The sequence below is a fragment of the Psychrobacter immobilis genome, assembly GCF_904846225.1.
Taxonomy (GTDB): Bacteria; Pseudomonadota; Gammaproteobacteria; order Pseudomonadales; family Moraxellaceae; genus Psychrobacter; species Psychrobacter immobilis_F.
This window is the reverse complement of sequence record NZ_CAJGZJ010000018.1, coordinates 36,616-57,407: the sequence shown is the minus strand read 5'-3', so window position 1 is coordinate 57,407 and position 20,792 is coordinate 36,616. Positions and strand designations below refer to the sequence as shown.

Annotated in this window: 16 protein-coding genes; 10 read left to right on the top strand and 6 right to left on the bottom strand. The window is 38.6% G+C overall.

The genetic code is table 11. The features are described 5' to 3' along the window. Positions 1-184 precede the first annotated feature (184 nt). The 5 genes from JMX48_RS11305 (at position 185) to JMX48_RS11285 (ending at position 5,745) form a co-directional block, all read left to right on the top strand. Positions 185-1,102: a GIY-YIG nuclease family protein gene (locus JMX48_RS11305; RefSeq protein ID WP_201537823.1), complete on the top strand. Its 918-nt coding sequence runs from the start codon at positions 185-187 to the stop codon at positions 1,100-1,102. A gap of 224 nt (positions 1,103-1,326) precedes the next feature. After that, positions 1,327-2,907: an ATP-binding protein gene (locus JMX48_RS11300; RefSeq protein ID WP_201537831.1), complete on the top strand. Its 1,581-nt coding sequence runs from the start codon at positions 1,327-1,329 to the stop codon at positions 2,905-2,907. After that, positions 2,904-3,536 carry a hypothetical protein gene (locus JMX48_RS11295; RefSeq protein ID WP_227687995.1) on the top strand — a complete coding sequence of 211 codons (633 nt, stop codon included), beginning with the start codon at positions 2,904-2,906 and terminating at the stop codon, positions 3,534-3,536. Before JMX48_RS11300 ends, JMX48_RS11295 begins: the two co-directional genes overlap by 4 nt. Then, positions 3,533-4,861 carry a hypothetical protein gene (locus tag JMX48_RS11290; protein WP_201537819.1) on the top strand — a complete coding sequence of 443 codons (1,329 nt, stop codon included), beginning with the start codon at positions 3,533-3,535 and terminating at the stop codon, positions 4,859-4,861. Before JMX48_RS11295 ends, JMX48_RS11290 begins: the two co-directional genes overlap by 4 nt. Further along, positions 4,834-5,745, top strand: a complete 912-nt coding sequence (locus tag JMX48_RS11285; RefSeq protein WP_201537817.1) for a hypothetical protein — start codon at positions 4,834-4,836, stop codon at positions 5,743-5,745. The genes JMX48_RS11290 and JMX48_RS11285 overlap by 28 nt, the downstream gene beginning before the upstream one ends. Positions 5,746-6,299: 554 nt before the next feature. Here JMX48_RS11285 and JMX48_RS11280 read toward each other — a convergent pair. From JMX48_RS11280 to JMX48_RS11270, 3 genes are all read right to left on the bottom strand, one after another. Further along, a complete protein-coding gene (locus JMX48_RS11280; protein WP_201537815.1) occupies positions 6,300-7,799 on the bottom strand; it encodes a DUF3987 domain-containing protein in 1,500 nt (499 codons plus the stop codon). A gap of 79 nt (positions 7,800-7,878) precedes the next feature. Next, positions 7,879-8,127, bottom strand: a complete 249-nt coding sequence (locus JMX48_RS11275; protein ID WP_201537813.1) for a helix-turn-helix domain-containing protein — start codon at positions 8,125-8,127, stop codon at positions 7,879-7,881. 218 nt (positions 8,128-8,345) lie between these two features. Then, positions 8,346-9,185, bottom strand: a complete 840-nt coding sequence (locus JMX48_RS11270; protein ID WP_201537811.1) for an XRE family transcriptional regulator — start codon at positions 9,183-9,185, stop codon at positions 8,346-8,348. Between the two features lie 1,353 nt (positions 9,186-10,538). Here JMX48_RS11270 and JMX48_RS11265 point away from each other — a divergent pair. From JMX48_RS11265 to JMX48_RS11255, 3 genes are all read left to right on the top strand, one after another. Then, positions 10,539-12,239: a phosphoethanolamine transferase gene (locus JMX48_RS11265; protein WP_201537809.1), complete on the top strand. Its 1,701-nt coding sequence runs from the start codon at positions 10,539-10,541 to the stop codon at positions 12,237-12,239. Between the two features lie 45 nt (positions 12,240-12,284). After that, positions 12,285-12,971, top strand: coding sequence for a response regulator transcription factor (locus tag JMX48_RS11260; RefSeq protein WP_201537807.1), 687 nt, complete (start codon positions 12,285-12,287; stop codon positions 12,969-12,971). Between the two features lie 82 nt (positions 12,972-13,053). Further along, entirely contained in the window at positions 13,054-14,403 is a 1,350-nt protein-coding gene (locus JMX48_RS11255) for a sensor histidine kinase (protein WP_201537805.1), read from the top strand. Between the two features lie 35 nt (positions 14,404-14,438). Here the strand turns inward: JMX48_RS11255 and JMX48_RS11250 are convergent, their stop codons facing one another. The 3 genes from JMX48_RS11250 to JMX48_RS11240 all read right to left on the bottom strand — a co-directional run bounded on the left by JMX48_RS11250 (position 14,439) and on the right by JMX48_RS11240 (position 19,033). After that, positions 14,439-15,137, bottom strand: a complete 699-nt coding sequence (locus tag JMX48_RS11250) for a DUF1345 domain-containing protein (protein ID WP_201537803.1) — start codon at positions 15,135-15,137, stop codon at positions 14,439-14,441. A gap of 57 nt (positions 15,138-15,194) precedes the next feature. Then, positions 15,195-17,918, bottom strand: a complete 2,724-nt coding sequence (mprF, locus tag JMX48_RS11245; protein ID WP_201537801.1) for a bifunctional lysylphosphatidylglycerol flippase/synthetase MprF — start codon at positions 17,916-17,918, stop codon at positions 15,195-15,197. A gap of 305 nt (positions 17,919-18,223) precedes the next feature. Continuing rightward, positions 18,224-19,033, bottom strand: coding sequence for a hypothetical protein (locus JMX48_RS11240; RefSeq protein WP_265088788.1), 810 nt, complete (start codon positions 19,031-19,033; stop codon positions 18,224-18,226). A gap of 255 nt (positions 19,034-19,288) precedes the next feature. Between JMX48_RS11240 and JMX48_RS11235 the strand changes: the two genes are divergently transcribed. Beyond that, the gene (locus tag JMX48_RS11235) at positions 19,289-19,873 is read left to right on the top strand and encodes a PepSY domain-containing protein (RefSeq protein WP_201537799.1); all 585 of its coding nucleotides are present in this window, start codon (positions 19,289-19,291) and stop codon (positions 19,871-19,873) included. A 447-nt stretch (positions 19,874-20,320) separates the two neighbouring features. Further along, complete coding sequence (locus JMX48_RS11230) at positions 20,321-20,728, top strand: diacylglycerol kinase (protein WP_201537827.1); 408 nt, start codon at positions 20,321-20,323, stop codon at positions 20,726-20,728. The last annotated feature ends 64 nt before the right edge of the window (positions 20,729-20,792 follow it).

Below are 20,792 nucleotides of genomic sequence, written 5' to 3'. Positions count from 1 at the left end.
TTTCTTGGTCATGGTAAACTCCTGTGAATATGCTTAGTTTACCAAGTTTATCTCTACGGTTTCTTCAGCATAGCTCAATAGTTATTGTTTTATAGTTAATTCTTTATAAAATCGATATGGCCTATATCATGAAAAATTTTAGGTAGATTATTCACCATCCATCCTTGGTGCAGAAACTTAGGCTGTGCCCAGCGTAATTCTATTTATTAGGTGTCTTAAGTTTGGGAGGGTTACCGACCTAGGGATTTTTGACAACATCCATTCTGAAATCTTAGTCAGTGATAGTCAGCTCAGTTCTCGCAATACTTATGACCAGTACGATGATGAAGAAATAGCAACTCGCTTTGAATGTAAGGACTTTTATAAGTTTGAAGCAACCTTTGAGCGCATATCTAAAGCTATTCAAACGGGGGCTTTTACCAAAAATAATTTTTCATCGGTGAAAGACATCAATATCGGTAGTGTCTTTGTTTTAAACGGCATGCTTTGTTATGTGGCTGATATCTATCAAGCAGAGGCTAGAAAGAACACTCGAAGCCAAGAGAGGCTACGCTTAATATTTTCTAACGGTACAGAGTCGAATATGCTTACTCATTCATTGGCTACCGCGCAGTATAAATATGAAAACAGCTATCAGCTCTTAATTACTGATCCTGACTGGATGGATGATGAGCTCGCCAAAAACTTTGGAGACAATCGGCAACTTACTGGTGTCATTTATGTCGCCAAGCTGACTGATACGCCAAGCAACTTAGCGCACTATAAACACCTGCATAAAATTGGTTTCTCAACCCTTACAGGAGAGGCTCGTACTAAGCACTCAATTAGGGATACCGCATTCCTACAACAACCAGTAGATATCATTGCTGAGTGGCAAGTCTATGATGCCAATGCTCGGAGCGTGGAAGGTGTATTGCACGCCTTCTTTTATGATCAAAGAGTAAAAGTATCCTCAAAAGCAGCAAATGACAACCTATACAAGGCAACAGAGTGGTTCAATGTTCCGCTTGATGAGATCGAAAAAGCCATTAACCTGGTTATCGCTGGGGACATTAAAAACTATCGAATGGATGGTGCGGCTGGCAAGGTAGTTTTGAAATAATAACTTCTACAGAATTAATGTATATCTATGAGTTAATTATTACTAGATGCCATTACCTACAATATTAAGGGTCTACAGATAGCATTTATAGATATAGATTATCAACCAAAATATGAACACACTATACTGATAAAACCTCTAAGTCAGTATTCACAATGCCTCCACTACAAATTGATAATAATGAGATTTGCCAGGTGGCTTTGTGAAAGTCGGGGCTTGATAATATCAAGCAACAGGATAAGATTAAGCTTGAGCAATTAAAAACGACTCAAGCCCAGAGAAAAGAGCAGCTCGCTCAAGACAAAAAGGCGGCTAACGCTGAGGCGAAACAAGAGAGTGCTAGTGCTCGCCAGCGCCGAGACCATGCTATTAATGCTAACGGCTATGATGATAGCGTGATAATTAAAGTTAGAGAGACTATCAAAGACGTTAACGCTCAGCTCAAACGTGCTGAAGCGGCAAAGTTGCGCGTCGCCTTGTATAAAGATTTTCTAACTGAAGAGTACACACAGACTAGTGTTTATACTCAAAAACGCAGTGAGCTTGAATCTATTGTTATCACCAAGACTCAGACTTTCAACGAGACTATCGAAGAGAAAACCAAAGAAGCTACTCGTTTATCGGAGGCAGCCTTAAGTATTGAGCAAGACTTAGCAGCAGCTAATACTGATTTTGAGCGGTTAGAGATTACCCTGAAAGCCGCTAACAATACCTTTGTAAGTACACTTGTACCCAATCAGCCACCAACTGTAGAATTTGCTTCAAAAACCCTATTGGAGCTACATGATACTGCCCTATCTGTACTTGATAAATCTAAGGGGACCATTGAGAAAACTCGGCATACGATCTTTGATGGTATCAAAATACTCAGCGCGGTAAAATCGCCATTTATTAATAACGAGAGTATGTTTGAGACCCTACTTGCTAATAACAGCACAGTAGGCCGTCCTGATGACTATAACTGGTTCATACAAGCGCGTATCTTTACTGAGTATTTAAACAACGAGCATGAGACTAGAAAAGAGGTCATCATCAATCACTATCTGGTCGAAGCTCATAAAATTCGCGATTTTAAATTTAAACTAGACCAAGCGCATCATAGTCTAACCACATTCTCAAATCGTATTAATCGTAGCTGTAGAGAGGTCTGTGATAAATTAGGCGCGTTGGCTATCGAGAATCTAAAGATTACGCTAACCTCTAGTATTAGAGATAACGAATGGTATTCGGTACTCAATACCTTTACCGAGGCGTTTGAAGAATGGGTTAATAAGGATATTCATGACAGATATCGTATGCCTGATAAAGATCTGCTAATGAAACTTGATCAAGTACAGAGCTATATTGGTCAAAACAAAATGAATATCAAACTCTCAGAGCAGTTCTTTGTCAGCTTAACAGTGAAACAAAGAGGTAAAGAGGAGCAGCATACCGACCGTGCCAAATCTTTCCCTGATATCGGCTCAAATGGCACCATGCGTATTGCCCAGCTGATTATTTATATTGCCCTACTCTCAGTCATATCAACCACCGATACCAGCGAGCTTAAGTTCTTTATTGATGAAGTGGGTGTGCTTGACCCTACCAATACCCAAGAGCTACTAGGTTTACTACAAAAACTTGGTATTTCAGCCATGTGCGCCGCTCCAGAAAACCCACATGATGCTGTGATTCCCCTGTTCTCTAACAACATTGGCTGCGCTTATGATGTTAACACCTTTAGGTATGAGCTATCACAGACAGATGATATGTATTCGCTAACTCAAGACCATCAGTTGGAGCAATATGGAGTATTTGAAGAATGAAAGAGCATGACATATTAAGAATGATAATGCAGAACAAGCTTATCTGTCCTGTCAGCGAACCTGAAGCCTATAAATGGTTAAAGGATAGTGAAGACAACTTCAATCGTATCTTAAGCCATCTTCAACCCTTTGGCGTTAAGCTTGTCTCTATGTGTGATGGCGATGTTTATGCTGGCTTGAACACCCTGCCCTCTGAGTCTGACAAAAAGGCAATCTCTAAGCAGTTCCATGATATATATAACAATATTGGGCCTATCATTGAGATGCTGACTTGTCTTGCCAGCGCTGATGAGAATAATAACGCCTTGGTAATAGGTGACAAGCTTAAACAAGCTGAGTTAGTACTGGCCGCTAATGACAATAAACATTTTGAGAGTATGCTCAATCAAATCTCTGAAATTACGGGTGCTACCAAAAAACCCAATGATCAACAAGTAGAAGCGCTACTTGAGCGACTAAGAAAACATGATATTGTCATCTTGTCTAATAGCGCACAAAAGATATATCGTGTCACTGGCACGATTAGTTATATTAGCCAAATCTTTGAATACATCACCGAAAACCTTTTTGATGATAGTGATGACTCTGATGAAAGCGAGGTCGAACTGCAGCAAGGACTTGGCTTATGAGTGAGGGTATAAAACTTACAGAGGATAAGATAAAAACCTTGGGCCGAGCAATTACGGATAAAGCCGATGTGCTCTTTGAGGCTTACTCTCCTGAAGGGTGTTACGGTCCCGTAAATACAAGCTCCAAACAGTATAAAACTCTTCGTGATAGTGGCGTCATAAGCGTTAATGCCAATAGTATTACGCTTGGATCTAGTTTTAGAGATATTTTGAGAACGGTTGATCAAAAGTCTTACCGTACGCATACCATGCCAGACGTAGAAGACTGGAAGCAAAATATTCACCACTCCATTCAAATGGCGCAAGCGGCATCAGACTCATTTGATGAAACGCATGATGAGATGATGCACTTAGCGAATATCCGAGATGAAGCCAATATGCTATCAGAGGCTTTAGGCCGCGAGATGGCAAATATAGAGTACATAATTAACTCAGATCTAAATAATACCCCTAACATAAAAGCTAAGCGTATTATCCTTGAAAGCTTAAATAAAAAAATTAAATCACAGATCCAGAAAACAGCTATTTTAGGTCGTGAAGAGCTTTATAAACTCCATGGCGACTACACTAAAGCTGCGGTCATACTGGACGAGTATCTATCCGACTCTATCGTTAGATTCAACCATGAAATGGGCATTCATCTAGATAAGACTATCCTGCTTATCGACAAACTAAAAAAAGATCAGAACCGCCAGAATAAGATACTTTGGCAACTGCATAAAGCATTGAGAAATGAGCAGTTTACTCCTAAGCAGATGGGGCTTGAGTTAAGAGATATTGAAAGCATAGGCTTGGCATTTGGTGGTATAGACGTCAGTGATAATCTTTACAATGTTGAATTAAGCGACGACAGCTACTTACTCGCGACCATCATGGGTAAACTTGCCAGCAGCCAACCCATTACTCAAGGTAAAGATATTAAGGTTTATGAGGGTGAGTATGTTGAATCGTCAGATAGGGTTGAACAACAAAAGCCCTCACCTGAAAAGCTTTGGGTTCTAAAATATCTCTCCAATAATAATACGGATGATCTAAGCAGGTGTTACTCAGTCAGAGAATATTGGCAAACTGCAGGCTTGAGCCATGTCGTGGAATACAAAGCCTTTTTAGCTTTAGTGCTTAAAGTCTGTGGGAGCAACTTCAAGAACGATTATATTATTAAGAAAAAAGACACTTGCTACTGGAAGCTTTATCTAAAAAAGAGATGGCTGTCCGATACTTGTGACACTCTGTATATAACAGATGCCAAGTACGTCAGATGCCATACCACCTCTACCGAACCTAGTGAAAACGAATTATGGACGCCAAACTCGCTCAGCGCCTAGAGAGTAGTAAGACTTTGCTTGATATACAACAAAAGCTACAGGCTGGCGAGGATACCATCGCTTTTAGGACACCTAGCAATGTCTTTGCGCTACTGGTCGTTTATGATGCAGATATAGGTTACAAAATAGGACGCACTATACATATAAAGCCGGGTGGCTGGAACCGTATTGTTAGCCTAATCAAAGCACATACCAAGATAGACATAGCGCACGACGACATAGCAGCTATGAAAACCAAAGATCGTGTCGACAACAGCTTGACTATGTCCAATGAGAAAATATTGAGTAAAGCCCCCACAGAAGGTTTCTTCGAATTGCGACTATTAGGTTCTGACGATGATTTGGTCATTGCTACCCAGAATTATATCCATAAAGCCTCTAAACAAAACGCCTATCTCGGTGTGCATAGTGATGATTTGACACAGTGGAATATTGATAATCTTATTGTCATAGAAAACTTCACTAGCTTCTGTCGTTTTACCAAGCCAGACTTAGCATTAATAGAAGGCTGGCTTGGTAAAACTACCGCTTTAGTTTATAGAGGCCATAAGGCTAGTAATGCCGCTTTAATTTATGAGAGCCTTAAAAATATTAAGTGCTGTAAATATGTATTTGCTGACTACGATTTTGCTGGTCTAAGCATAGCGCAATCCATCGGAGAAGCTATTTTAGCTAATGGCGTTATTCTACCTAAAGAGCCTTGGCTAAAGAACGATGAGATGCTGAATATGAATAAAAAGCAGACTAGGTTGGTTCAGTCACATATCGCTGTTAGCCACCCTGCTCTACAGCCATACTATAATCATCTAAAAGATAATTTCTTAGCAATAACTCAAGAAGCCTTAGTCGCTAGATCGATACCTTTAACCGTTGTTAGTGTTTGAAGGTTTAGTTCTGAAATTGAGACCGATATTAGAAATAATTTAATCCTAGAATAGTCTAAACTCTAACTAATTAGGTAGTACTTCCCCTGATGTTATGGTGTTCGAAATATCATTGATATCTAAACTTGCTACAAATTTATTCGAATCTAATTATTCGGAAAAGCCCTATATGTTATTATTTATATAGTTTAGAGGGCTGAGATATAAAGCTTAGTTTTCTTAAGTGACGTTCTTAATATTGGGGTTTGATTTCTTAGATGAATCTGTCTCCGATAAAATCGAGACAGTTCAAATTACATATAGGCTCATATACACAGATGAGTATATATATTCCCTATATAAAATTATAAGCCTAGCGCTTTCCTAATTTGCCTTAATTGCCTACAAGCCTTTTAATAAGAGGTCTATACATGGTAATAACCTATTCCTAATCCTGCCTAAACTGCCTAAACCTTTATATTTAGACAGCATCAAATGACCTACAAAAGTAAGCTAACGTGTAATTCTTACTAGACAACTTCTTAATCTATGGTCAGATAGATTAAACGTACTTATCATGAATATAATTGGGGATTTATATAAACTACCAATTTATTGCCTTCTTTTTTTTGCTTAATATGCCCAGCATTTTCTAAAATACTGAGTTCTGTTTTCAGTAGTCTTACATCTTTTCTCATGGGCATTGGTGCTCCATTGTAAATATAAGAATAACTAAGCTTTGTAGGTTGTTTATTCTTAGCTTTATCAATAAGCCAGCTACTCAATTTTTCACTATTATTCTGTTCTCCTGAAGGAGTAGAATCGAAATAACGCAAACGTTCACTTATTGAATATTCTACTAGTAAGAATGCTCTATTGATATCATCGGATGTTATCGTCTCACGCTCATCAAAGAATGCGATTAGAGAGGCTATTCTACTAGCATTTTCCGCTAACCTACTTGCATAAGCTCTTAAATACTCTAAGGCCTCACCATTCGCTTGTCGAATTTCAATAGCTTGCATACCGTCATAAAATGCCTGCTCTGCCAGTTCATCATGCCAGCGCATCTTAATACGCTCTTCATTATTTTGAGAATCATTGGTACTTGACAGTTTCAAAAGATGTCCACATCTTTCCCAGTAGCCTACTAAATCTGGATCCGCATATGGGTCTTTTTGTCTGCGATCTAGGTCATTCCATACTCTATGTCCCTGTATGCTACTGGGACAAGCAAATAGCGATCGTGCTAACAACCCTTGACCATCTAACAATGGGTTAGCTAAAGCCTTTTCAAGAATTACTCTTTGGCCCATAAGAAATATTCCTAGACGTACGTCATAAGCACGTGAATTAGTGATACTGTTTTCACCTTTTTGTGATCGTAAACGATCAACAGTTCCATCACTCCACAAAGTGGTTAATGCAGACATAGCATTCCCTGCAGTATCGCTACTCATTGTATAGCCATTGAAGAACTGCCCAGCCTCATCTGATATAAAACTGGCATTTTTCATCTCTTTACTGAGGAAACGATCAAGTACGGGCTCAATAGTAGCATCACTAAACATATTTACTGGATTGAGTGGTCTAGAGTTCTTATGTAGGTAGCTTTTAAGATCATTGCCTTTTAATCCCGATTTCTGAGATTCCCACTCTTCTAGTTTTTCTACAAATATGTCGTATCGTTTTTTTTGATGAGCTCTTATTTCATTATGACTTAGTCTCATAGCGCTACTTTTACCACTGCCACTAGATCCTTCAGTAATTAAATATAGACTAGCAGGCATATGAATATGACCCATTGGCGCATCAATAAGAGCCTGTCCAATATGTGCTATAGACCCTAATACGCACTGACCTGACATAGCTGTTGGAACCTGTGTATAAAAAGCAATTGCTTCCACTACTTTCCGTAATTTGCCTGGCCATGCTCGTATTGGGTATTGTGTTGGTTCTATTGAATCATTAGATAATGACTCAGGGGCACTCCATTGTTCGACTTGTAAATCAATAGTATTGTCTACTAACATGCTCTCTTGATTAGTAAAAGAGTCTTTATTCAATTTATTCATTTGCTTTTCCTAATTTAGTTATTAAAAACTTGTGGGTTAGCTAACTATTAATCTATTCTTTTATCTCTCAAATATAAGATTACCCATACTTATCAAGATATTCGTCAAGATCACGCCTTCTGTAAATAATGTGACCGCCAACTTTTATATACTTAATGCCATCTGTTTGATGACAACGCATATGTTGCAGAGTACTTAAAGATTTTCCAAGATATGCTGCTGCGTATTTAGGTGGAAAAGGCGTATCTGAATTTGCATTGACCACGGCTTGTCTCATTAAAGTCTTTTCTTCCTCGCTGTATTGGGACCAACCTTTTTTAGGGCTCATTTTTGTTCCTCACTAAGTGTTGATTCATAATGACTATATATTAGTAAAGAAACGAAAGCAACACATGTAAATATATTTCACCACATATAAATATATCTGAACACAGTTTATGAAGATTAATTAATTTCAAGCAAAAAAAACCACCTAACTGGTGGTTGAAACAATAAGCAAAGTTCTATAAGAAATCAGCTATGTATACATTAACGTAATTTGGGTAGTTACCAAATATCCAAATTTGTCCATGAATATACCCAACCAATGATATTTATAACGCTTATATCTTTGGCGCTCACTATTTCATCTTCAAAGTCATCATTGATACTTCGAATCAGTAATCCTCCATCAGGCTGATTATATAAAACGTTTGTTCGATAAACCACACCATGCTTAAAGTAATAAATCTTACCGTTCTTAATTTCGAGTTTACTAGTATCTACCGCGCATTCAGCTCTACGATACATCACAGGTAACATACAATCATCTTCCAAAATATAGTAGATTGTTTTATTTATGTCTGCGCCAGCTTTCATTGCAAATTTAGCCAAAATATTTTGGGAAATCTTTCTTTCATTTTCATAGTTTTCTATGAATTCAAGTTCACTATCCTTCTGTGAAGCGTCATTAAATTCATTATTATAATCATGAAAATGTGATAATGAATTGTTATGTTTTTCTTCAAGCTCTTCAAGTTCTCTAAATTTCATATCTTCATAGAGTTCTTCTAAGTACCTTATGCTATAAGGAATATTATTTTTCAATTTTAATTCTTGAAGGTACATGTCCCTCTTGGTTTCCCTGACTGCATCTACCATGTCATCTAAGTCATCATAAGAAGCATAGTAATTATCTCCTTCTATAATCCAATCTGCAGAAACTTTTAGTACTTCGGCTAAACGTAATAAATATTCTTGGCTAGGTTGAGCAGTGTCTGACAGCCATTTAGACACGGTTCCTCTGGATGCACCTATCGCTTTAGATATTTCAACTTGCCTTAACCGCCTTTCTTTCATGACATTTTTAAGTCTTGTTGCTATAGTTTGCTCTGATTTATTATTCATAATATATCTCTTTGTTTCCCATAATAGAGAAACACTCTATCATTGTTTCTCTATTATGGGAAACAATTTTATAGAATAATATTATGGTTTTTACATTTCTTTATGGTCAGTAGATGTTTGCCATTATTGGTATTAATCAGCTTAACTTGCTTGTAGTCTAATCAGCAGGACCTTTTACTATAAAAATCAAGCTTGTAATGCTGATCGGACTATTGGTCAGAACTAACGAAGTATAACTTTAAACACTCTTATGAATAATATATTACATGTGACAATATCAACATATTAAAATGCATCAGTAATACGTTTGATAGAGAGGTGGCAGATTGCCATAATATGAAATGAAGAAGGCGCTGAAACGATAAACCATTAGAGCTATATCCCACTGCATTCCGCTCAATTACAACAGTACTTTGGTAACTCTATCTCATAGTATAATCCACCTAATAAGCGCTTTTTTAGAAGCTTTAAGAAAGAGCAGATGCTAAAGAACAGTTACAAAATATTTACAAGACTAGAAGTGCTATTAGTGACAATATTTGAGCCTAATTTCAAACGGTGAGTTCTTATAAATTAAAATGTCACTTAACATCAGTAAAAATACAAAAATATTACTTTGGATAAAATATTTAAAGGTAGTCTAAATTCAGTTGACCAATACGTTATATAAAAATAAAAGTGACTTGCTCTTCACTTTTTTGATACTTTGAACGAAAGCTTTGTCCTTTATCATTAAACAGCATAAACTAGGTTTTATGAACCCCTGTACTTTTAAGCATTGAAGTTATAATTTATTTTGATACTATTTTGATACTTGAAAATTATCTTTAGATATATCTAATTGTTGCTATATAAACTTAGCTTATCCTCTAAACCTACCTGTTTTAGGGCGATAAAAATTTTCTCATAGCTATTTATTGTTAGTTATCGTGTATTGTTGTTGTAAGATAAAGGACTCATAATCCTTTGGTCGTAGGTTCAAGTCCTACTGGGCCCACCATATTTAAACCCCGCAAACACACTGTTTGCGGGGTTTTTTATTGCTTAAATTTTAGACTAAAGTAGATATACTGAGTATTATCGAAGTTAAATATAGTCAAAACACCCTAAAACGCTACGGTATTGCTGCCATCAATTTTTCGCAGCCTCTGTCTGCGCATGCACAGCAAGCAAAATTGATAGCAGCAGTGCGTGTTAAAGTGCTTCTCATTAACGTTAGCTAATTTTTTAGTGTAATTAATCTTAATATCTGTTTAAACTGTCACTTAACCCAACGATCTTAACACCTTCTTAACAGGTCACTTGTTATCGTAAGAAATTGCATTCCTTATTACTCAGTTGAGAAGCCCGTCTATGTCAACCTCTCAAGCACTTAGCACCGATACCACTAACGGCAATACTAAAAAAAGCCATCTAAGTAAGATTTACAATCACGAGATTAATCTCAATTATTTGATTGTTATCGTTGCTCTTTATTTAGTAGCTACCGCGAACTTTGGTTTTTTTGAGCAAGTGCTGAGTATTTATCCGTTTAGTCATAACATTGGTTTCATGATTTCTATCACAGGCTTGTTGTTTGGCTTAATGTGGCTACTCTTCCAATTATTATGCTATCGACCAATCGCAAAGCCAGTGCTGATAGCGATGGTTTTGATCGCTGCTGTGTGCGGTTATTTTACGGACTCTTACGGGACAATATTTGATAGTAATATGCTGATTAATAGCATGCAAACCGATGAAGGCGAAGCGATGGGACTGATGTCGTTAAGCTTATTTATTCGGGTGTTTTTGCTGGGCATTATACCTGCTGTTATTATTGCTAAAATTCGCATAAAACGAACGCCTTTACGTCGAGCACTATTGCAAAGAACCGTGACGCTAATACTGTCTATTGCTTTAATAGCCGTCTGTCTTCTACCCTTCGGTGATCAATACGCGACCTTTTTTCGTCAACATAAAATGGTTCGTAGCTATGCTAACCCCATTACGCCTATCTACTCCGTGATTAAATTAGGTACCGACTATTTAGATGAGCTACGCCGTCCTGACACTTTAATATTGCATGCGACCGATGCCAAACGTCTCGTACCTACTGCTGGGACTAAGGCTGCGAAACCTAAACTTATGGTATTTGTTGTTGGTGAAGCGGTTCGTGCTGATCATATCGGTCTTAATGACTATAAGCGCGATACAATGCCGCTGCTAGCCAAACAACCAGATATTTATAGTTTTAAACAGGCCACCTCTTGTGGGACTTCTACCGCTTATTCCGTCCCTTGTATGTTTAGCTATGCTAATAGAGAAAATTATGACCCTAATAGTGCGAACTATAATGAGAATGTACTGGACACGTTAAACAAACAAGGGATCAACGTCATTTGGCGTGATAATAACTCTAGCTCTAAAGGCGTGGCAAATCGAGTAAATTTCGAAGATTACAAGAAAGCCGATGTCAATCCAAATTGCGATGTTGAGTGTCGCGATATCGGTATGCTTGATGGCTTTAATACTTTAGTTAAGTCAGATACAGCGGTAAAATCGGACGTGCCTGCTAAAGACACACTGATTGTATTACATCAAATGGGCAATCATGGTCCTGCTTACTACCAACGTTATCCTAAAGAATTTGAAGAATATAAGCCCGTATGCAAGACTAACGAGCTCTCTAAATGCGATGATCAATCTGTTATCAATGGTTATGACAATGCCATTCGTTATACCGACTATTTCTTGGATAAAGTTATTGATACACTAAAAACCTATGAGCAAGATTACGATGTGGTGATGGTATATATGAGCGATCATGGAGAAAGCTTGGGTGAAAATAATATTTATTTGCATGGCCTACCATACTCTATAGCGCCTGACGCGCAAAAGCATGTACCCGTTATTATTTGGTCACCTACCAGCAATAATATTGATAAAAGCAGCCTTGTTAGCATGACTGATCAGCCAGTATCACATGATTTTATTACGCCAACTTTGCTTAACTTTTTCGGTATTACGACTGACGAAGTGGCAACAGCACTAACCTTTTTTAAGTCTGATTATTAGGGCGTTTAAACCCAAACACTGCTCGCATTTATGCATGAGATAAATATGTACAAGATACTTATTATTGAAGACAATCCGGATATCGTGGCCAATATTTATGCTTTTTTTGAGCCCAAAGGGTTTGAGTTAGATAATGCTCATAATGGCATTAGCGGCCTAACGCTGGCCTCAAATAATCGCTACGACGTTATCTTATTAGACGTCATGCTGCCCGGTATGGACGGTACAAAACTGTGCAAAAAACTCAGAGAAGAGTTCCATAATAAAACCCCTGTATTGATGCTAACCGCTCGCGATACGATTTCAGATAAAGTTGCAGGCTTCGATAGTGGCGCTGATGATTATCTGGTAAAACCCTTCTCACTAATTGAGCTAGAATCACGCATCAAAGCACTTATACGTCGACATCAAAATGACCATTTTCATCACAGTATCACTATCGGAAAGTTGTCCTTGAATACAGAGGAGCACACAATTACCCGAGAAAATAAATCGTTAAAACTCACGCCAACAGGGTTTAAAATATTGGAAGCTTTGATGTGTGCCTCGCCCCGAGTCGTCAGTAAGAACGAATTAGAAGACAAGGTATGGGGTGAAGATACGCCTAGTAGCGACGCGCTGCGTACCCATATGCACAGTGTGCGTGCACAAGTTGATAAACCGTTTGCTGATATTATGATAGTGACAGTGCCGGGTGTTGGTTACCAAATTATTGACCCAGATAAAGTGTAAAACCTGTGTATCACTCTTAAAGTGAATCAACTATAGTTATTCATTGCCATTCTGTTTACCACCTTTACTACGAAGTGATGCTATGTTCAGTATTGACTCTATCGTTAACAAGTTTCGAATATCATACTTTTTATTTGCTTTACTACTGTGTGCGACTTTCGTCAGCATTTTTATGTATGCTGAGACAACGATGGAGAAAGAGCTGGTAAAAGCACGTCTACTGCAACAGTTAGAGCTGAGTCAAGAAAAGGAAGGTGAGCAACCTGTTTATGTCGCAGATCCGGGCATCAAAATTTATCGCTATGATAATGCGCCTGAAAATCTGAAAGCAATGGCAAAGAATGAGGTGCAAGAAACCTCTGTCACTGTTAACACTAAGACAGGCACAACCCACACTAACCTTCATTACTTTATCTACAATAAAAATAAACAGAAATATATTTTGACCTATATCGAAGACAGAGAAATGGCGTTGGCGAATTATCCTGTTTTGGCCATCTTTGAACATTTAGAAGATATCTTTGCTGATGCTTTGAGAGTCGCTGTCATTTTAAGCTTATTAATTGCCGCTATCTTCTCTCAGCTATCGTCGAAGCAGATCACCAAACCGTTATTAGACCTAAAAAAAGCGGTTGAAACCGATCATCGAAATCTAACCGAACTGACGCACTTACCATCGGAGGTTGGTGTATTGGCACGGGCTATTGATCAGAAAAACCGTAAGCTGGAGCAGTATTTGAAACGTGAGCAGTTGTTTACAGGAGATGTGAGCCACGAATTGCGTACGCCTTTAACGATTATTATGGGCGCGTCAGAAGTATTGGCTTCCCAATTACAAGCCGACAGCTATTTGAGCGAGTTTACTGACCGTATTAGCACGACAGCCAAAGAAACCTCCGAGATTATCAGCGCTTTATTACTACTCTCGCGCGCCCCAGAAAAGCTAGACGCACCGCAAACCTCTATTAATACAATTGCGTTAAGTGAGATGGAGCGCTTACAGTATTTATTGCGCTATAAGACGGTGACTTATGCTGTAGTCGCTGACCAAGAGTATGTCGCATACGTACGACCTGAGTTGCTGAAAATGGCGCTCGGCAATCTCATCAAAAATGCCTTTCAGTACACGGACGATGGTGAAGTCATAATCACTATTGATAAAGACAAGATAACAGTCACTGATACGGGTCTGGGCATTCCCGAATCTATGATGCCCTTGCTGTATGAACGATTTGCGCGTTTAGAGCAGCCGAATAATCGCACTCCGTTATCTACAGAGTTACTGCCTGACGATGATTATGCCAGTTATAAAGTTGAAGGCACAGGGTTGGGTCTCAGTATTGTTCAACGCATCATGGCGCATATGGGCTGGCAACTGACCCATCAAGCCAATATCAAAGGCGGTAGTACTTTTAGTATTTATTATAAATAATGTCTATCGAGAGACTGCCCTTCAAACCTAGCGTATTACAAGTAAGTGGCTATGATGTTAATCAGCAAGGCAATAATGACTAAGTTGAAAAAGAAAGCGATGATACTGTGAAGTGTCGCTAGCTTTCGGCCTGTTTTAGAGGTAAAGGCAATATCAGCCGTTTGACCTGATGTGCCAATCGCAACCGCACAATAAAAGAAGTCCTCAAATCTGACATCAACTGGTGTCCCACTGTCAGCATTAGACTCCATCATAGCTTCAGGAAATTCTAAAGGTAAAATGTGGCCTTTTTGGGCTTCAGAGAAATATAAATAAGCATATTGCATCGCAAAAATAATTTGAATCATCAGCCATGTGATAAATATCGTACCAATAGTCAGGCTAATGCTTAGAGCAAACATCAGGTCTTGATAGTTCTTACCCATATGAGTTTGCTTCGCAATGGCATAAATACATATAAAGCTCGAAACGACAATCAAGCTTAAAACTGAAAGCTTACTTTGCTTAGCACTGTTTAAATGCTCGTGCATCGTATCTTTTCGTAGCATGATTATAATAGTGCTCAGAAACATGAGAATAGCGCAGTCCCATCCTATAATGAAGCTGGTACTAAAAGATAACGACCAAATACTGGTTACTAATAACCCAACGATTAGCCCTATTAATAGACTACCTAACAAGCGCCAATGGCTAAGAAATATATCTGTAGGGAATGTATCTTTAAATAGTGCCATAATTTTACTTACACTCTATAAATAAAAAATCAAATTAGACCGCTATATTCATTAGTATTAACTTTTAACCAAACTTCCCAGTCCACCTGATATCAGTAATGTCGTATCCGTTAAGCCTTTAATCGGTCTCATGCCAGCTCTAAGCCCCGTTTCAATCCCTATATAACGTGGCTCCCAAGTAGGATTGAATTTTTCTTTAAAGTTACGTAGCCCCGTAAAATTATAATAACTCTTACCGTATTTGGTCACAGTATTGGTAACATAGCGCCATTTTGGTCCGATAGCTTCCCCTATAGGCACTTCAATTTGATTATCATTTATTGTAGGTTGAGTCATAGCTTCTGAGGCTTCATCTCTTAACACATTGCTTTTTAAAATTTCGCTTTTGGTAACTGGCTTAGCTATGGTTTGAAGACCGGTAAATGGCGCCATTCCCAAACTGAAATATTGAAAGCCGACCTCTTTCCCCCACATAAATAAATTCACAAACAGATAGTCCATCATACTTTTAATTGCTTTGCCCTCGCTGTTATGAACCTCTTTGTAGCGCATCAAATCAATAGATAGCTCATTACGATGACCGCTCTGCCAAACATTGGCAAAAGCCACGATTTCTTCTTGGTACTTCACTACCGCACAATCAAAATGCTTTAAATATGCTTCATCAAAATAGCCCAGTGAAAACCCCTTTTCTGCTGAATTTTTATCCCGTAGCCAGATATCAGAAACCATCTTTAATTGCCCAAATAACGCAGGAACTTGCTCTCGTGGTATGACTTCAAAACTCAGTCCATCTTTGGTGCCGCGGCTAATGACTTGCCGAAATTTAGAGTTTTTACTGCCTTGTAGACTAAAATCATTTAAATTGACAATAGCTTCTTCGCCAATTTTCAGTAGTTGTATGCCATTTTCATTAAATACTTGCCGATGTCTATCGCTGACTTCATAAAACACACACGTACCGCCGAAACTTTGGCATAACTCCATAAACTTCTCGATCAAAGCACCAAACTCACGCTCATCTCCAATAGGATCGGACATTACAATCCAGCTTCTACCCTGAATTTGATACATGATGAAGCTATTGTCCGTGTCACTAAATAACAATTGCTTGTCACCCAATAAGCTTAAATTTGCCACTGAATAAGCAGATTGTCTTGTTACTTGTTCAGCTTTGGCAATCTCTGTTTGAGTAGGTAAGCTTGCTGGTAGTTTTTTGAAGCGAATCAGACTAAATAATGCGTAAGCGATGGTCAATATAGCAAGCATGGCGTAAGAACGTAAAAAGCGGGCGCCGCCATCACCTGATACATTCCACCATAAATCAGGGCTGTAGGCTTCGTGACGATGCACGTACATACCGACCCAAAACAAGCTGATTAAAAATACGGATAACAAAATGAGGGTTTGTGAGTTTAAGCGTAAACTCATTAAATGCGACTGGCGATTGAAGTAACTGCGGTTAAAGTAGGCGATGACGAACAATATGCCGCCGACAATAGCCACTTCTATTTCTAGATGCTTGACCAATAAAATTACTATTGATGCGCCCAATAGCCACATTGATAAGTGCCATGCACCATTGAGACGTTGATACAATCCACGCGCCAATATAATTAAGGCAAAACCCATCAGCGTATTGAGAAGATAAGAGGCTTCAATGATGGGTATGGGTATCAATTCTCCCAATAATAACTCTCGGTTAGCAATAGGCGGTAATATGCTGACGACCAACATAGCGACACCCAAGCCCGCGGTTGCTAGAGCGAATAACTGAGGCACCCATATATTAGGCAAAATTCTACGTTTTTTGGTGGCATCCATGCCTGAGCGAATATAGGCTTCATGTAAGACAAAGGATAATATCCCCAGCAGAAAGGGAATGAAATAATAAAGAATGCGAAATAACAGCAGTATGGATAACAGCGTGGTTTTATCGACCTGAGGAAGTGAGGCCACCATAGTGAGCTCAAACACCCCTAGTCCACCTGGTACATGACTGATAATGCCAACCGTAATGGCTTGGACATAAGCGGAAAAAACTTCTAAATAACTGACCGATATGCTGGCAGGTATTAGCATATGAATAATATAGGCGACTAAAGCGATATCAATCACGGCAAGAATGATGAGTCTACACAGTACCGTTGCTGGTGGTAACTGCAATTGCCAGTTCTTGATAGAAAACATCCTTCCTGACTTGCCAGCAAACAGGAGACTGGCGGCAATCAACACTAGAATGGCGAAACCAATCCCTTTAAATACCAATGGCGATATACTGCCTAGCCACGATATATGAGTGAGCAATTTCGTCAACATATGTGGATTGACTACCAGCGATATGCCAATCACCGTCATCATGCCATAGCTAAATGCCAGCGATACCAGCAAAATAATATTGGCTATTTTGGTGCTTTCAACACCGTGTTTCCCATAATAGCGAAATCGCACTGCCCCTGCTGATAGCATAGACACACCTAAGGTATGACCAATTGAAAAAGCGGTAAGCGAGGTGTTGAGTATCTTGGGATAAGGAATTTTCGTCTTGAGATAACGTATCGCTATTAAGTCGTAAACGCTAAGTAGCATATAAGCAGCTATCACAACGCCAACGGTTTTGAGCATTATGAATGGTGGCGTCGAAGTAAGCACAGACGTCACCTGCGCCATATCTAGGGTATGCGCCATATGAAACAGCGATTTTGATGCCAAGGTGAACATGACGATAGCGATAATCGCTAATAACCAATGCCAACTAAACTTTATATTTTTTATATTCATCATTGTTTGCTTATATTAGACGATTTGCTCACACGGACATCGCTGATCAACTACTTGGCTGGCAAGTTAAATACTTAACTCTCAATTGATTTATAACACATATCTCAATTATGGATATCATTAACTTATTAGAGCGTGTTCTCATTTTGAAAATGATAATGAAAATGAAAATGAGATAAATTGTAGCCAAATAAGAAAAATAGTGCAGATAATATCGGGATATTGGCCAAATGTTTGACGCCGTTTGGCAAGATTTAGACATTTCCAGCCTATTTAGCTACTTCCGTTCAGATTGAGGATACGCCTTAGTTGCTTTTTATCGTTTTGCTTTTTTTATAGGTCTCATAGACTACCAAGCTCACAATCATTAATAAAAATACAATACTGATACTGGTCACGCCTAGAGCCAAACCTCCATTCTTTATCGGTTGTGATAACCAATCACCAAGCGCTGCGCCCAAAGGACGGGTCAAAATATAAGCCAACCAAAAACATAAAACGCTGTTTAACTTAAGCACATAAAACCCGGCTGTAATAAAAACGATTCCTACCGCAAATATCAATGCAGAGTTTTGATAGCCGATATTAAGCCCTTCAGCAAACCAATCACCTGCAGCAGTGCCTAGCGCAAAAGTAGCTAATATAGCTATCCAATAGAATAATTCACGAGGAAAGGTATCAATGTGATGAATAGATAAAGTCTTCTCTCGGACATACCAAATAGCAAATACGACTGCAAGTAGTATGCTGAACCCTATCGTTGAGTACGCGAGTGGTATGCCAAGATTGTCTGTCATGTTATCGGTAATCAGCGTACCAAGAATACTGACGAATACGACGGTGAGCCAGTATTTCCACGGTATATATTCTTTAGCTTTTAGTTGTATGGCTAATACGATTAAAAACAGCACCGTCATAATAAAAGAGGTCGTCGGCAAACCTAACTTGAAATTAAAAATCATAAAATCAGCAGCAGTTTCACCTACTGTGGTTGACATCATTTTGATTAGCCAAAACACGATCGTAATTTCAGGCACTTTATTGAGCATATGACCAAGCTTAGACGGTTTAGATAGGCTATTTTCTGATGCAAGTATTTGACGGGAGGTAGACATGAGTGCTTTCCTTTTTTAGGATGGTTAAGACATAGCACTATATTTGCTACGCTCTCAATAGTAGCCACCCAGCTATCAAGAAAATGTTAAGACGTCATTTGTCTTTTCGTATAAATATGCGCCCCTAACTAAATTCTTAATCCTCGCTAAGTTTCTCCTATGTCGTCTCTCGTATTATAGATTCATACCCACAAGGTAGCTGACAACACCGCGAAAGGTATGTCAGAAATCGACTTATTATAAAGGATGACTCTTATGAAAAACCTATCAACGCTCACTAAATCAGCCATCATCGCGCTTACTATTACAGGTGTGGGAGCAACGGCTATAGCCGCCCCGACTACCAATACCAAAGCAGTAACTGGCTCAAGTGAAGCCATCAGCGCCATGCAAAGTAAAGTTAGCTTAACGCAGGCAATTGATATAGCCAAAAGAAACGCTAAGGGCGATCTAGTCAGCGCAACGTTTGATTATGATGACGACAATGGCAATAATGCTGTGAACAATGAATATGAGATCAAGCTCATCTCTAACGGCACGTCTTATGAAGTCAAGATTGATGCCAATACGGGTAAAGTTCTCAAAACTGAGCAAGAAAAATTAGATAAAGAAGACATGGCTGAATATAGCGCCATGAAGCAAGCCAAAGTATCACTGACTAATGCCTTACAAAAAGCCACTCAACGTGTGAACGGTAAAGTCATCGGCGCTGGATTTGACTTAGAAAAAGGTCAGTCTATCTATGATATCGAAGTGGTCAAAAACAATCAGATATACGATGTGAGTATAGACGCCAATACGGGTAAGGTTTTAAGTAGTCAGGTTGATATGGATGATTAGGATTAAAAAATGACTAAAAAGCATTTAACCTTAACATTTTCTTAACGGCATCAGGCTCATACTCATAACCAAGTGCTAACCAGTGCCCTTCTCCTACACTGGGATCATTACAACAATAAATATATCGGTGATTGCACTTTTCTTATATTTTCACTTTTATTGTATTTTCACTTTAACGTCAATAGACAGTAGTAGCCGATACCAAAGTAAAACCAAGTATCAGCTACTGCTTTTTGGTAATAGCAACTATTATTTATCCCAACTTAACATTTTCTTAACATCTCCTATCATATACTTAAAATCTGCTAATTCTATTGAGAAATCATATAGCTCTCAATATTTGCAGCCTACTCTAATTTTAACGACTATGAAGCAATGAATATGAGCAATCTCAAACCTATTACCCTCGACAACGATTATGCAAGCGCCGACCATAAAACCAAAAAAATGGCTGGTGATGCGCTTGTGGCTGATAGTTTTGCAAGTAACGTTAAAGGTAAAACAGGTTTGGCTCGTATTTTAAAAGCGAGCGGATATTCTATTGATGGCTTCAAAGCGGCTTATAAGTTTGAAGCGGCCTTTAGACAAGTTTTATGGCTCAACTTGGTATTGTTCATTGTGATTGTATTTATGCCTTTTAGCATCGGCATAAAAATGATGCTTGTGGTTGCTTCATTTTTGTCCCTTATAGTTGAGCTTATCAATACCGGTATTGAAGCAAGTGTCGATCATACCTCAACCGAACAAAATCCATTAGCCAAAATCGCCAAAGATGTCGGCTCTGCTGCCCAGTTTTTGGCGTTATTGCTGTTGTTTGTTTTATGGCTGATGGCATTAGCAAACCTGTTATTTTGAATAAAAGGGTCAGATTTTACAACTCAGATTTTTATAACTTAGGCTTTTACAACCTAACGAACGG